Origin of the sequence: Dyella flagellata (genome assembly GCF_030160275.1) — a bacterium.
In the GTDB taxonomy this organism is placed as follows: domain Bacteria; phylum Pseudomonadota; class Gammaproteobacteria; order Xanthomonadales; family Rhodanobacteraceae; genus Dyella_B; species Dyella_B flagellata.
Genome location: NZ_BSOA01000003.1, coordinates 241,945 through 254,129, shown reverse-complemented (window position 1 = coordinate 254,129; position 12,185 = coordinate 241,945). Strand labels below are relative to the sequence as shown.

General features: G+C 62.9%; 13 protein-coding genes. 11 read left to right on the top strand and 2 right to left on the bottom strand.

The genetic code is table 11. The features are described 5' to 3' along the window. Positions 1-40: 40 nt before the first annotated feature. Positions 41-208 (bottom strand): DUF1674 domain-containing protein, encoded by a 168-nt coding sequence (locus QQJ96_RS02680; RefSeq protein ID WP_284330396.1) that lies wholly within the window; start codon positions 206-208, stop codon positions 41-43. A gap of 81 nt (positions 209-289) precedes the next feature. Here QQJ96_RS02680 and ygfZ point away from each other — a divergent pair, with 81 nt between their 5' ends. Both ygfZ and QQJ96_RS02670 read left to right on the top strand, forming a co-directional pair. Further along, a complete protein-coding gene (ygfZ, locus tag QQJ96_RS02675) occupies positions 290-1,144 on the top strand; it encodes a CAF17-like 4Fe-4S cluster assembly/insertion protein YgfZ (protein ID WP_284330395.1) in 855 nt (284 codons plus the stop codon). Between the two features lie 442 nt (positions 1,145-1,586). Next, positions 1,587-2,021, top strand: coding sequence for a cell wall hydrolase (locus QQJ96_RS02670; protein WP_284330393.1), 435 nt, complete (start codon positions 1,587-1,589; stop codon positions 2,019-2,021). A 77-nt stretch (positions 2,022-2,098) separates the two neighbouring features. On the opposite strand, the gene QQJ96_RS02665 is transcribed toward QQJ96_RS02670, so the two are convergent. After that, the gene (locus tag QQJ96_RS02665) at positions 2,099-2,569 is read right to left on the bottom strand and encodes an outer membrane lipoprotein (protein ID WP_284330392.1); all 471 of its coding nucleotides are present in this window, start codon (positions 2,567-2,569) and stop codon (positions 2,099-2,101) included. Positions 2,570-2,706: 137 nt separating this feature from the next. On the opposite strand from QQJ96_RS02665, the gene QQJ96_RS02660 reads away from it, so the two are divergent. From QQJ96_RS02660 to QQJ96_RS02620, 9 genes are all read left to right on the top strand, one after another. After that, entirely contained in the window at positions 2,707-3,483 is a 777-nt protein-coding gene (locus tag QQJ96_RS02660) for a TatD family hydrolase (protein WP_284330390.1), read from the top strand. A gap of 130 nt (positions 3,484-3,613) precedes the next feature. Next, positions 3,614-4,138, top strand: coding sequence for a MarR family winged helix-turn-helix transcriptional regulator (locus QQJ96_RS02655; protein ID WP_284330389.1), 525 nt, complete (start codon positions 3,614-3,616; stop codon positions 4,136-4,138). Continuing rightward, on the top strand, positions 4,135-5,670 hold the full coding sequence (locus QQJ96_RS02650; protein WP_284330388.1) for an efflux transporter outer membrane subunit: 1,536 nt from the start codon (positions 4,135-4,137) through the stop codon (positions 5,668-5,670). Before QQJ96_RS02655 ends, QQJ96_RS02650 begins: the two co-directional genes overlap by 4 nt. A 2-nt stretch (positions 5,671-5,672) precedes the next feature. Continuing rightward, positions 5,673-6,860 carry an HlyD/EmrA/EmrK family protein gene (locus tag QQJ96_RS02645; RefSeq protein WP_284330387.1) on the top strand — a complete coding sequence of 396 codons (1,188 nt, stop codon included), beginning with the start codon at positions 5,673-5,675 and terminating at the stop codon, positions 6,858-6,860. 89 nt (positions 6,861-6,949) lie between these two features. After that, the gene (locus QQJ96_RS02640) at positions 6,950-8,506 is read left to right on the top strand and encodes a DHA2 family efflux MFS transporter permease subunit (RefSeq protein WP_284330386.1); all 1,557 of its coding nucleotides are present in this window, start codon (positions 6,950-6,952) and stop codon (positions 8,504-8,506) included. Positions 8,507-8,880: 374 nt separating this feature from the next. After that, positions 8,881-9,381, top strand: a complete 501-nt coding sequence (phaR, locus tag QQJ96_RS02635) for a polyhydroxyalkanoate synthesis repressor PhaR (RefSeq protein ID WP_284330385.1) — start codon at positions 8,881-8,883, stop codon at positions 9,379-9,381. A 76-nt stretch (positions 9,382-9,457) separates the two neighbouring features. After that, positions 9,458-10,219 (top strand): acetoacetyl-CoA reductase, encoded by a 762-nt coding sequence (gene phbB / locus QQJ96_RS02630; protein WP_284330384.1) that lies wholly within the window; start codon positions 9,458-9,460, stop codon positions 10,217-10,219. A 147-nt stretch (positions 10,220-10,366) separates the two neighbouring features. Further along, positions 10,367-11,737, top strand: coding sequence for an FAD-dependent oxidoreductase (locus tag QQJ96_RS02625; protein WP_284330383.1), 1,371 nt, complete (start codon positions 10,367-10,369; stop codon positions 11,735-11,737). Beyond that, a complete protein-coding gene (locus QQJ96_RS02620; protein ID WP_284330382.1) occupies positions 11,730-12,164 on the top strand; it encodes a DUF3293 domain-containing protein in 435 nt (144 codons plus the stop codon). The genes QQJ96_RS02625 and QQJ96_RS02620 overlap by 8 nt, the downstream gene beginning before the upstream one ends. Positions 12,165-12,185: the final 21 nt, after the last annotated feature.

The window sequence follows — 12,185 nt, the reverse complement described above, 5'->3', positions numbered from 1 at the left end:
CGCGCCACCGCCAGAGCCGTGGCGCAAACGGCGCGACGGATCAGAAGTCGATGCAGCGCCCGTTCTTTTCCCAATCGCCGTAGCGCGTGGGGTCCGGCGCCGGCCGCTCGTCTTGTTCCTTGCCCGGCACGGGCGAAACGGGCGTGGCGGCCCGCTCTCGCTTGGCGGGCTCGTTTGGCGTTGCGGGTTTGGAGGACGTGTCGGGCATGTTCGTATCGCTAAAAGCGTAATACTTGCCGCATAGCCGCACAACCAGTTGACGCCGGGCGCCGGGCGTTGCAGGCAGGGAATGCCCGCCAACCACTTGCGCCCGGCCCCCGCCGCCCCCACTCCTGCGGCCATGCCGACATCTCACACCGCCCACGCCATTCTCATCGAAGGTCCGGACGCTGTCGCGTTCGCACATAGCCAGTTCACCAGCCAGGTCACGACACTGGAGAACCTCAAGTGGCAATTCAGCAGCTGGCTCGACGCGCAAGGGCGAGTGCGCAACCTGTTTCATCTTGCGCGACTCGACGACGAACACCTGCTGGTGATTTTGCGCGGCGGCGACGCAACGAGCTTCATCGACAACTTGCGTCGATACGTGTTCCGCTCGCGCGTCAAGTTGTCTGAAGCAAACGGCTTGCTCGCGGGAGCTTCTGCGATGCCGTTGCATGAAGTGGAAATCCAAGACGATGTCATTCGTCTTGGATGCGCAACGCACAGCATGCTATTGGGCGCGAACGTACACAGTGATGATGCGTGGCGACTGCAGCAGCTGCGCGATGGTTGGGCATGGCTTCCGGACAATGCGTTGAACGAATTTATTCCACCCGCCTTGTCGCTGCACAGACTAGGCGCAGTAGCCATCGACAAAGGCTGTTATCCGGGCCAGGAAATTGTTGCGCGCCTGCACTATCGTGGCGGCAACAAACGGCATCTGCGTCGTGTTGCATTGTCGAAGCACGTCGCGGAGGGCTCAGTACTGCAATTGGAAAATCGCGAGTTCATGCGCTTGCTCAACGTCATCGCGCACGGAGAACAAATCGAGGCACTGGCTGTCATAAGCGATGATGCGGCCGGTCAATTCGGACAGCACGGCGAGAAAAAAATCACTGACGAAGGTATTGGCGCGGGACTTCTAAACGCCTGGCCTGCTTGACGTTTACATCATGCGCGCCATGCCAGAATGGTGAGCGAAATGTGAATCTCATGTGGCGGGCACTTGCAAAGATGAGCGCGCCCCACTAGATTCCGCCAAACTTTTTCTGGCGCCCACCTGTTCACAGGGCGCCGATATACGCGACGAACCGGAGGGGTCCGGATCGGCGCGACCCGGCAAGAAGAAGGCCGGTGTACAACTCGCCGTATGCGCGAACACGCTGCACTCAGGTGCCTTATGCACGCAGCGTCATAGCCACAAGCTTTCCCGATCGGCATCAGACATGCCGATCGATTCCGCCGCGCTATAGTGGCCAACCTCGCCTGCGCCTCGAGTTTCAACGCAAGCGATAAATCCAGGTGGAACGGTCTGCCCGCCCGTCCACCGCAACGGCGTTAAGGCGCGCATGTGCGCCGGCACGTACAGCAAGCTGGAGGCAGATATGAAACTTTCCATGTTGTTGTGGCTGATGTCCGTGCTGCCCCAACCGCTCGCAGACCAGACTTGTCTGGCAACCACCGTCTACCTGGAAGCACGTAGCCAGTCGACGGTCGGTCAGATGGCCGTGGCGGAAGTCGCCATGCGCCGGCGCGAACGCGGCCAATGGGGTGACACCGTATGCAAGGTGGTCAAGGCGCCGCACCAGTTCGCGCTCTCAACCACCTCACCCGGTCAGGAAGTCGACAATCTGGTGGCGTTCCAGAAGGCCTGGGACATCGCCGGCAAGTCGATCGAGAACTGGGGCCTTCCCGTCGACGAACGCCACCTGCTCGTGCCGCATGCCGATCACTTTGCCACGGCCGCGGTGGCGCCTGCGTGGTCACGCAATCAGCACGCCATCATCATCGGCGACCACAAGTTCTACTCGATCAACTGATACGCCCGAACGCATAAAAAAGGCCCTCGCAAGAGGGCCTTTTCTGTTTGGACGTCCAGACGTCCATACAAAACAAATCAGCGCGGATAAACCTGGTTGTTGCTGATTACCACATAATCGCCCGGGCGCACGCCAGGATTGGGAACCTGCGTCACCGTTGCGTACTGGCCATTGTCCATGCGCACTACGATTTGCCATGCAGGCGTGGTGCCGGCAGGCTGGCTGTTGGCCTGTCCCACCTTGTTGCCGACCACGCCGCCGATGACCGCACCGCCCACGATGGCCGCCGTATTGCCTCGTCCATGGCCGACGGTGCTGCCCAGCAAACCGCCTGCCACCGCGCCGAGCACGGTGCCCAGGCCACTGTTATTGCTGCCTTGCTGCTGGATGTAGATCTGCTGAACCTGCTGCACCACCCCGCAGTTCTGGCAGCCCTGGTAGCCGTAGCTCGTTTGGTAGGTGGTTGGCTGCGTCTGGCAACCGGACAGGGCGGCAACGGCGATCAACACCGCCGCTACCGCACCGAATTTGAACGATTTGCTTTTCACGACAACCTCCTATGTTATGTAGATATGCGCAAGCGCGCCGCTTAAGCGAGTCTTGATGTGCAGCATTGAAGCGCCCACACGCTGAATGACGGCTAGACCGATTCGCGACTATCAGAACAGGCTCAAAAGAACCCATCATGACAAGCACGCTTACGCTCGCCGATAGTCATGTACACCTGGACGACGCCTCGTTCAATAGCGATCGCGACACGGTTATCGAGCGCGCCCGGAAGGCCGGCGTGGCGCTACAAATCATCCCCGGCGTCGACGCCGCCAGCTGGCCCCACATCCAGGCGCTATGCACCCCCGGCAGCGGGCTTTTTCCGGCCTATGGCCTGCATCCGATGTTCCTGCAGCGGCACCGACCGGAAGATCTTGCCGCGCTGTCTGACTGGCTGAAGGCCCATCGGCCGGTCGCCGTGGGCGAAATCGGCCTGGATTTTTACGCCGACCATTACGACGCGGAAGGGCAGCGCGGCTATTTCAAGCAACAGCTCGCCCTCGCCCGCGAGTTCGACCTGCCGGTAATCCTGCACGCACGCGCCGCGCTGGACGAAATCACCGCCAGCTTGCGCCGCGTCGGCAGCCTGCGTGGAGTGGTGCACAGCTTCGCCGGCAGCCAGCAACAAGCCGAGCAACTATGGAAGCTCGGCTTTCAGATCGGCATCGGCGGACCGGTGACTTACGAGCGCGCGCAACGCCTGCGACAGATCGTTTCGAAAATGCCGATCGAGTATCTGCTACTGGAAAGCGACGCACCGGATCAGCCGCTGTCGACACATCGCGGCGAGCGCAACGAGCCAGCCTACGTGGCAGAAGTTTTGCATTGCATTGCCACCCTGCGCGGTGAAGCGCCCGCAGCGATCGCAGCCGCCACCACTGCCAATGCAAAGCGACTTTTCGCGATCGCATAAGCTTGCGCAAGCGCAGGGCCACTAGGCTGCGCCCCACTCCCCTATGGGACGGGCGCCCTCGCACGGCACTTGCCAAGCCGGCACCCTCCGGCGCATTATTTATTTCATCAGTGAAATATGCATCGATGAAATGTTTCTGACCGACAAGATCAAATGCATGGACGAAGGCATCGCAGGGGTGCGCAAGGCGATTCCCGAAGTACCCGCCGATGTCGGACTGTGCCGGATAATGCTGCTGATCAGCGAGAGCCTGCAGGCGGAACTTGAGCACAAGCTGCGCCCGCACAAACTCAATGACAGCGAATTTCGCACGTTGATAGCGCTGTTTTCGCGCCCTGGCGGCATGTCCACGCCTGGCGAGGTGTGCCAGTTCACTTCCCTGGGCGTCACCAACATGACGCGCATTTCCAACGCGCTGGTCAAACGCGGACTGATTACCCGCGGGCCCGGAGCTGATGACCGTCGCCGCGTGGCCATGCAGATCACCCCGGCCGGTAAGCGTTTCGTACAGAAGATGCTGCCCACCATGTTTCCGCGGCTGAACCTTCTGTTCGAAGGCTTCAGCCAATCCGAGCGCGGTACCCTGAACCGCTTGTTGCGCAAGCTTGCGCACAATCTCAGTCAACTCGAACACGCAGCGGGTGACCCGCCATGAACGTCGCTTCAATTCCTATCGCGCGGCTTCGTCCGCTCGCACTCGTTACCGTGCTGAGCCTTGCCGGCTGCTGGATTCCTTCCAAGGTGCAGCACCCGGCCTTGCGCGATGACGTGCCGCTGGCCGGATTGCCGACCACGGCAAACGCCGGTTGGCCGGCTGCTGAATGGTGGCGCGTGTACAACGATCCGCAACTGGATCAGGTCATGGCGCTAGTCATGCAACAGTCTCCCGACCTGGCGCAGGCACGTACGCGCGTAAAAACCGCCGAGCAGTCGGTGCGCGTTACCGCGGCGCAGGCCGGCCTCAGCATCAAGGGCAATGGACAGCTCACGCGCCAGCGTATGAGCGATCATGGCTTGATCCCGCCTTCCCTGCTCGGTTTCAACTGGTACAACCAGGCCGACCTGAGCCTGCAACTCGAATACGATTTCGATTGGTGGGGCAAGAAGCGCTCGTCGATCGAGGCCGCACTCGACCAGGCACACGCGGCGGAAGCTGAGCGCAGCGCCGCGATGCTCAGCATCCAGAATGCCGTAGCGGATGCGTATTTCGGCCTGCTGGCCGATGAAAACCGCCTTGCGCTCACCCAGCAGGCGGTAGGCGTGCAACAACGGCTTGAGCACATTGCCGAACTGCGCGTGCGGCAAGGCGTGGATCTGCCCGATACCGTGCAACAGGTACGTGCGCAGCTTGCCAATACACAGCAGATACAAGCGACTCTGGAAGGCTCGATTCAGCTTCGCAAAGTAGTGCTGGCTGCACTGGTGAATGTATCGCCGGCCGAGTTGCCGCCGCTCCAAGCGCGCGCGCTGCCCGAACTCGAAGGCGCCATCCCGGACAACGCACATCTGGACCTGATCGCCCGCCGTCCCGACATCGCCGCCAGCCGCTGGCAGGTAGAGGCGGCCCTGAAACAGACCGACGTCGCGCGCGCGGACTATTTCCCCGACTTCAGCATCAACGCCATGGCCGGGCTTTCCAGCACCGACCAGGGTGCACCGCACTTCGCCGGCGTCTCGTCCGGCAGCAAGGGCGATCTGGGCAATCTGTTCAGCCTTGGCAGCCGGGTGTTCGGTATCACGCCGGCGGTGCACCTGCCGATTTTCGAAGGCGGTCGGCTCAAGGCCAGCTACGGCGCCAGCCGCGCGCAGCTTGATGCGGCCATCGCGGACTACAACGTGACGGTGACGAATGCCGCGCGCGATGTCGCCACACAAGCAGTGACCGCGCAACAGATCGCCGCTCGTCGCGAGAAGCAGGACGCCCAGGTCAAAGCCGACGCTGCACTGCTCGCCAACGCGCAGGCCCGTGCCACGCATGGCACCAAGGACGCCCGCGAAAGCCTCAATGCCCAAGCGCAATGGCTGCAGCAGCGCGACCAGGCCATCAACCTGCATGCCCAGGCGGTCAGCACCGATCTGGCGCTGATAAAGGCCCTGGGCGGCGGCTATCGATCGGATCTAGACACCAAGACGGCGCCCTCCGCCGCAGCCCCCTCTCCCACTTCGAATCCCGCAGGAGCCCCCTGAGCATGAGCGCCTCCGAGTCCGCCCTCTCCAAGGGCGCCAACGACAGCGGCCTGGCCGCGAAAGATCCCGCCAAGCGCAGCCGCGCGCTACTGATCGTAGCGGCGATTTTCCTACTCGCGGCACTGACCTGGTTCCTGCTGTGGTACTTCGTATTTTCCACACGCGAGAACACCGATAACGCCTATGTCGGCGGCAATCAGGTGGCGCTCTCTTCGCAAGTGCCCGGCACCGTGGTGGCCATTCTCACCGATGATACGCAGCACGTTACCGCCGGCCAGGTCTTGCTGAAACTGGACGCCACCGACGCCGACGTGCGCCTGCGCCAGACCAGCAGCTCGCTTGCGCAGGCGGTGCGTCAGGTTCGCCAGCAGAACGATTCGGTGAACGAAGCCGACGCCACCGTGGCTGCTCGCGAAGTCGATCTGCGCAAGGCCGAAGCCGACCTGAAGCGTCATCTGCCGCTAGTCAGTGCACAAGCCGAATCGCCCGAGACGGTGCAGCACATGCGCGACAGCGTGGCGCAAGCGCAGGCAGCTCTGAACGCCGCGAAAGCGCAAGCCCAATCCGCGCGCGCCGCCGTGGAAGGCACCGACATCGCCAACAATCCGGCCGTGATGCAGGCGCGCGCAAACTTCCGCGCCGCGTGGATCGCCGCGCAACGCAACACTATCGTTGCGCCGGTGAGCGGTTACGTGGCGCAACGCAGCGTGCAGCTCGGTGCCAGCATCGCTCCCGGTCAGCAATTGATGACCATCGTGCCGCTGCACGACCTGTGGATCGATGCGAACTTCAAGGAAAACCAGTTGCGCCACGTCCGCATAGGCCAACCGGTGAAAATCACCACGGACTTGTACGGTGGCGGCGTGGAATACCACGGCAAGGTGATCGGCCTGGGCGCCGGCACCGGCAGTGTCTTCTCGCTGCTGCCGGCCCAGAACGCCACCGGCAACTGGATCAAGGTTGTACAACGCGTGCCGGTGCGCATTGCGCTCAACAACGATGAACTGGACACGCATCCGCTGCGGGTCGGCCTTTCCACCGATGTCACCGTCGACATCAGCAACGACCATGGTCCTGCGCTGGCATCCGCCCCTGCCCAACCGCCCGCGCAAACCTCCGTCTATGACCAGGTTGCCGCGCAAGCCGACGCTCAAGCCGAGAAGATCATTCGCGCCAATCTTGGGGAATGAAGTTCAAATAGCGACACCACCTATCCTCAGCGCCGTCATTCCCGCGCAAGCGGGAATGACCGCCGGCAAAGCAAGATCGCGAGGCCAGCATGGCTGCCACACCCGAAAACGCTGCACCCCTGAAACCATTGCACGGCACTCCGCTGGTCTTGCTGACTATCGCCGTCGCTTTCAGCACCTTCATGGAGGTGCTGGACATGACCATCGTGAACGTCTCCGTTCCGCATATTGCCGGCAGCCTGGCGGTAAGTCCGAACGAAGGCACCTGGGCGATCAGCTCGTATTCGCTGGCCAGCGCCATCATGCAGCCGCTCACCGGCTGGATCGCGCGCCGCTTCGGCGAGGTGCGCACCTTCGTTGCGTCGGTGATGCTGTTCGTGATCTTTTCGATGTTCTGCGGCATGGCCACCACCATGCCGATGCTGGTGGTCGGCCGCTTGCTGCAGGGCGCCGGCTCCGGCCCCATGGTGGCGCTCTCGCTGACTTTGCTGCTGTCGAGCTATCCGAAGGAGAAGCAGGGCATCGCGCTGGCGATGTGGGCGATGACGGTGGTGGTCGCGCCGATCTTCGGCCCGATCCTGGGTGGCTGGATCACCGATAATTTCTCCTGGCCGTGGATTTTCTATATCAACCTGCCGGTGGGCGTGCTGGCCGCCATCATCACCTGGACCCTGCTGCACAAGCGCGAAACCAAGACCGTGAAGGCACCGATCGACGCGGTCGGCCTGGTGTTGCTGGTGGTGGGTGTGGGCTGCTTGCAGTTCATGCTCGACAACGGCAACGACCATGATTGGTTCGCCTCGCCGCTGATCCTCACGCTGGGCCTGATCGCCCTGGTGTGCCTCACCTTCCTGGTGGTGTGGGAAATCCACGCCAAGCATCCGGTGATCGACCTGTCACTGTTCAAGCAGCGCAATTTCACCGTGGGCGTGATCAGCCTGTCGCTGGGCATGTTCGCCTTCTTCGGCATCAATGTGGTGTTCCCGCTGTGGCTGCAGACCACGCTGGGCTACACCGCCACCTGGGCGGGCCTGGCGGCGGCGCCGGTGGGCGTGCTGGCGTTCCTGCTATCGCCGATCGTCGGACGCAACATGCACAAGGTCGATCTGCGTTTACTGGTGAGCTGGGCGTTCATCGTATTCGCGCTCACCTCCTACTGGTTTTCCACCTTCGACAGCGCCGCGTCCTTCGGCACGCTGGTGGTACCGCGCTTCGTGATGGGGCTGGCGATTCCGTGCTTTTTCATTCCCCTCAACCAGATCTATCTGTCCGGCCTGCCTGCCTCGGAAATCGCCAGCGCCTCCGGGCTTTCCAACTTCTTCCGCACCCTCGGCTCCAGCGTGTCCACCGCGGTGATGGTGACACTCTGGCAACACCGCGCCATTTCTCACCACGCCAGCCTGACCGAGTACGTTAATCCGGCCCAACCGGGCGCCACGCAATACCTCCAGCAGCTTTCCCAGCTGGGCCTGGGAGCGAGCCGACGCATCGCTTATATCGATCAAATCATCAATCGCGAGGGCTATACCCTGGCGGTTAACGACATTTTCTACGCTTGCGCCATTCTGTTCGTGCTGCTGCTGCCCGTGCTCTGGTTCGCCCGCCCGCCCTTCGGCAGTGCCGGAGGCGGCGCCATGGGGCACTAATCTAGGGAGCCTCTGATCCATTCCTGCGCACCCGTCACCGCACTGTATGCGCGCCTCGCTTCGCCCCGGCGGCGAAGGCATACCGGGAGTATGTCTAGACGGCGGGGCGAAGCGAGGCGCGCATACAGTGCGGCCCCAACATTTAAAATTTAAAGACGGGGTGACGTCCAGAAGGCCCGCAGGACGTGCCCCGCAGCTTGAACAGACGGCCAGTCTGCCCTGTGCCGCACGACACGCCCTGCGGGCCTTCTGGACGTCATGCCGGGTACGCAGGAATGGATCAGAGGCTCCCTACAATTGCTGCACCTCCCGGTGCAGCATAAAAAGGCCCTTCCTGACTGGTGCGACGCAATACCTTCTGCTAGTTTGTGTGCATGGCACAAACAACCCGCATCATCAAGAAGTACCCGAACCGTCGGCTCTACGACACGGAAATCTCCAGCTACATCACGCTGGAAGAAGTCCGTCAGCTGGTGCTGGATGGCGAGACCTTCGAAGTCCGCGACGCCAAGAGCGGCGAGGACCTGACCCGCTCCGTGCTGCTGCAGATCATCTCCGAGCACGAGGAGAAAGGTCAGCCGATGCTGTCGCCCCAGCTGCTGAGCCAGATCATCCGTTTCTACGGCGATTCCCTGCAAGGATTCATGGGGCCGTACCTGGAGCGCAGCCTGCAGGTGTTCCTCGACCAGCAACAGCAGTTCCGCAACCAGCTCAACAGCCTGATGGGGCAAACCCCCTGGTCGCTGCTCAACGAGCTGACGGAACGCAATCTGGATGCATGGAAGAACATGCAGCGCGGCTTCCTGGAATCCGCCTCGCAGGCCACCCCCGCACCGGGTCAGACCGGTCGCGGCGGCACCACCAAGAAACCCTGATCGCTATTGCCTGGGGCTCCCGTACCGCTGCAGCACAACACGTGCTGCCGCGCGGCATGCGCTGAAGGAATTTTTCATGAGCCCCTCGAAGACCGCCCCGCGCGTTGCCCTGGTCACGGGCGGGATCGGCGGCATCGGCACCGAGATCTGTCTGCAGCTGGCACTGGCTGGGCGTACGGTGATTGCAGTCGATCTGGCCACTCGCAGCGACCGCATCGAAGCCTTCCGCGAACATATCGCAGCCTCTAACGGCGCGATCCGTTTCGAGCCCTGCGACGTCAGCGATTTCAAGGCCTGCGGCTCGCTTATCGAGCACATCGAACGCAACATCGGCCACGTCGACATCCTGGTAAATGCTGCCGGCATCACGCGCGATACCAGCCTGCGCAAGATGGATCCGCAGCATTGGCATGAACTGATGCGCGTTAACCTGGATGGGGTCTTCAACACTTGCCGGCACGTCGTTGAAGGCATGACCGAGCGCGGCTTCGGCCGCATCGTGAATCTCAGTTCGGTAAACGGCCAGACCGGCCAGTTCGGACAGACCAATTACTCCGCGGCCAAGGCCGGCGTGCACGGCTTCAGCATGGCGCTGGCGCGCGAGACCGCACGCAAAGGCGTTACGGTGAATACGGTTTCGCCTGGCTACTGTGATACGCCGATGGTGGCTGCGGTACCGCAGGAAATTCGCCAGCAGATCATCTCCGATATTCCAGTGGGCCGCCTCGGCACGCCTGCTGACATAGCGCGCGCGGTAGTGTTTCTCACCGCCGACGACGCCAGCTACATCACGGGTGCCAATCTGCCGGTGAATGGCGGCTACTTCATGAGCTTCTGAACGGTCGGCTGGGATGCCAATCCCAGCGCTGCCATGTATGCAGCACGAGCGATGCTGGGATTGGCATCCCAGCCTACGCAGTCCGCGCCTCTTGCAGTAAACGCCCACTTGCGGAACATTGTTGCGCTCCCACCCATGGCGCGCAGCATGACGCAACCAGCAATCACCTTGATCGGCGGCGGTTTGGTCGGCGCGTTGCTCGCCCAGCTGCTGGCCACGCGCGGATTCGCCGTCGAGGTTTTCGAAAAGCGCCCCGATCCGCGCCGGGCAGGTTTCGTCGGCGGGCGCTCGATCAACCTCGCACTCGCCGAACGCGGTTTGCAAGCCCTGCGCACAGCCGGTCTCGCCGACGACGTGCTGCAACGCGCGGTGATGATGCGCGGGCGCATGGTGCATCCGCTCGAGGGAGCCTCCGGTCTGCAGCGCTACGGCGTGGACGACAGCGAAGTGATCTGGTCGGTCTCGCGAGGCGGACTGAACATGCTGCTGCTCGATGCGGCGGAAGCAGCCGGCGCGCGCTTCCATTTCGGCCAAGGCCTGGTCCGGGCCGATCTGGACGCGCAGTGCATCGGCTTGATCGACGATGACGGCGTGCAACGCCAGCACGATGCCACCGTGCTGATCGGTGCGGACGGTGCCGGCTCCGCCCTGCGCGTGGCCATGAACGATTACCAGCCACTGGGCCAGCGCGTCGAACCGCTCGGCCACGGCTACAAGGAATTGGAAATACCGCCGGCCGCCGGCGCCGAACGCTTCGCGATCGAGCCGCATGCCCTGCACATCTGGCCGCGCGGCGGCTACATGTGCATCGCCTTGCCGAACACCGAAGGCAGCTTCACCGTCACCTTGTTCCTGCCGGCGCACGGCCCGCATCCCAGCTTCGATACTTTGCCGGACGCGGCCGCGGCGAGTGAATTCTTCCGCCGTGATTTCCGCGACCTGCTGCCATTGATTCCGCGTTTCGCGGAGGATTACGACGCGCATCCGGTCGGTGGGCTGTCCACGCTCTATCTGGATCGCTGGCATATCGACGGCCGCGCCCTGCTGGTCGGCGATGCGGCGCACGCCATCGTGCCGTTCCACGGCCAGGGCATGAACTGCGGATTCGAAGATACGGTGGTGCTCGCCAATCTGCTGGCCGAAGCAGGCCGCGATACGGCCGATGCCTTTGCCGAGTTCCAACGCATCCGCAAGCCGAACGCCGACGCGATCGCGGCGATGGCGCTGGAAAACTATATCGAGATGCGCGATTCGGTAGCCGATCCTCGCTATCTGGCCAAGCGAGAGTTGGGTGCCCGGCTGGCGCAGCGCGCGCCGCAGCACTTCATGGCACGCTACCGCATGGTCACCTTCACGCATTTGCCTTACGCCTACGCTTACGAACGCGGACGGGCGCAAGACGTGCTGCTTGAGCAATTGCTGCGCGGTTCCACCAACGTCAATGACGTGCCGCTGGAGGCCGCGGTAACCGCACTGGAAGCCACCCTGCCCCCGCTGCCACCCTTGCGGCATGGATAGCGCGCTGATTGCCGCCTATCGTGGCACCGACTACCGCGTGCGCCTGACCTCGGGCGGCTTCGCGTCCATCCGCGTGGATGCACCCGTGCCCGCCCCCCTGAGCAGCCTGATCGGTCCGCACAGCTGGGCCTTCATCACCGCATGGAATCCCGGCTCACGGGCCCGGCCGCGCGATCAAAACCACGTTGCGCAACAAGACTTGCTGGCAGCCCTGCGAAAACTGCCATCCACGCTGACCATCCACCCGGCCGTCGGGGTAGGCGAGGATTGGCGCGAGCCGAGCTTTTTCGTCGTCGGCCCAGGGCTAGCCGAAACGGATGTCCTGGCGCAGCAATTCCAGCAGAACGCCTACATCCACGGCTTGGCCGATGGCTACGCGCGCCTGCGCCTGACCAGCGGCGAGCCGCCGCGTGGACAAGCCGGATAAGTCATCCCCACAATGCCGGCG

Excerpts from the sequence above, each read along its gene's own strand:
- phaR (WP_284330385.1), top strand. The coding sequence starts at position 8,881 with ATGGCACAAACAACCCGCATCATCAAGAAGTACCCGAACCGTCGGCTC.
- QQJ96_RS02620 (WP_284330382.1), top strand. The coding sequence starts at position 11,730 with ATGGATAGCGCGCTGATTGCCGCCTATCGTGGCACCGACTACCGCGTG.
- ygfZ (WP_284330395.1), top strand. The coding sequence starts at position 290 with ATGCCCGCCAACCACTTGCGCCCGGCCCCCGCCGCCCCCACTCCTGCG.
- QQJ96_RS02625 (WP_284330383.1), top strand. The coding sequence starts at position 10,367 with ATGACGCAACCAGCAATCACCTTGATCGGCGGCGGTTTGGTCGGCGCG.
- phbB (WP_284330384.1), top strand. The coding sequence starts at position 9,458 with ATGAGCCCCTCGAAGACCGCCCCGCGCGTTGCCCTGGTCACGGGCGGG.
- QQJ96_RS02670 (WP_284330393.1), top strand. The coding sequence starts at position 1,587 with ATGAAACTTTCCATGTTGTTGTGGCTGATGTCCGTGCTGCCCCAACCG.
- QQJ96_RS02655 (WP_284330389.1), top strand. The coding sequence starts at position 3,614 with ATGTTTCTGACCGACAAGATCAAATGCATGGACGAAGGCATCGCAGGG.
- QQJ96_RS02680 (WP_284330396.1), bottom strand. The coding sequence starts at position 208 with ATGCCCGACACGTCCTCCAAACCCGCAACGCCAAACGAGCCCGCCAAG.
- QQJ96_RS02640 (WP_284330386.1), top strand. The coding sequence starts at position 6,950 with ATGGCTGCCACACCCGAAAACGCTGCACCCCTGAAACCATTGCACGGC.
- QQJ96_RS02660 (WP_284330390.1), top strand. The coding sequence starts at position 2,707 with ATGACAAGCACGCTTACGCTCGCCGATAGTCATGTACACCTGGACGAC.
- QQJ96_RS02650 (WP_284330388.1), top strand. The coding sequence starts at position 4,135 with ATGAACGTCGCTTCAATTCCTATCGCGCGGCTTCGTCCGCTCGCACTC.
- QQJ96_RS02645 (WP_284330387.1), top strand. The coding sequence starts at position 5,673 with ATGAGCGCCTCCGAGTCCGCCCTCTCCAAGGGCGCCAACGACAGCGGC.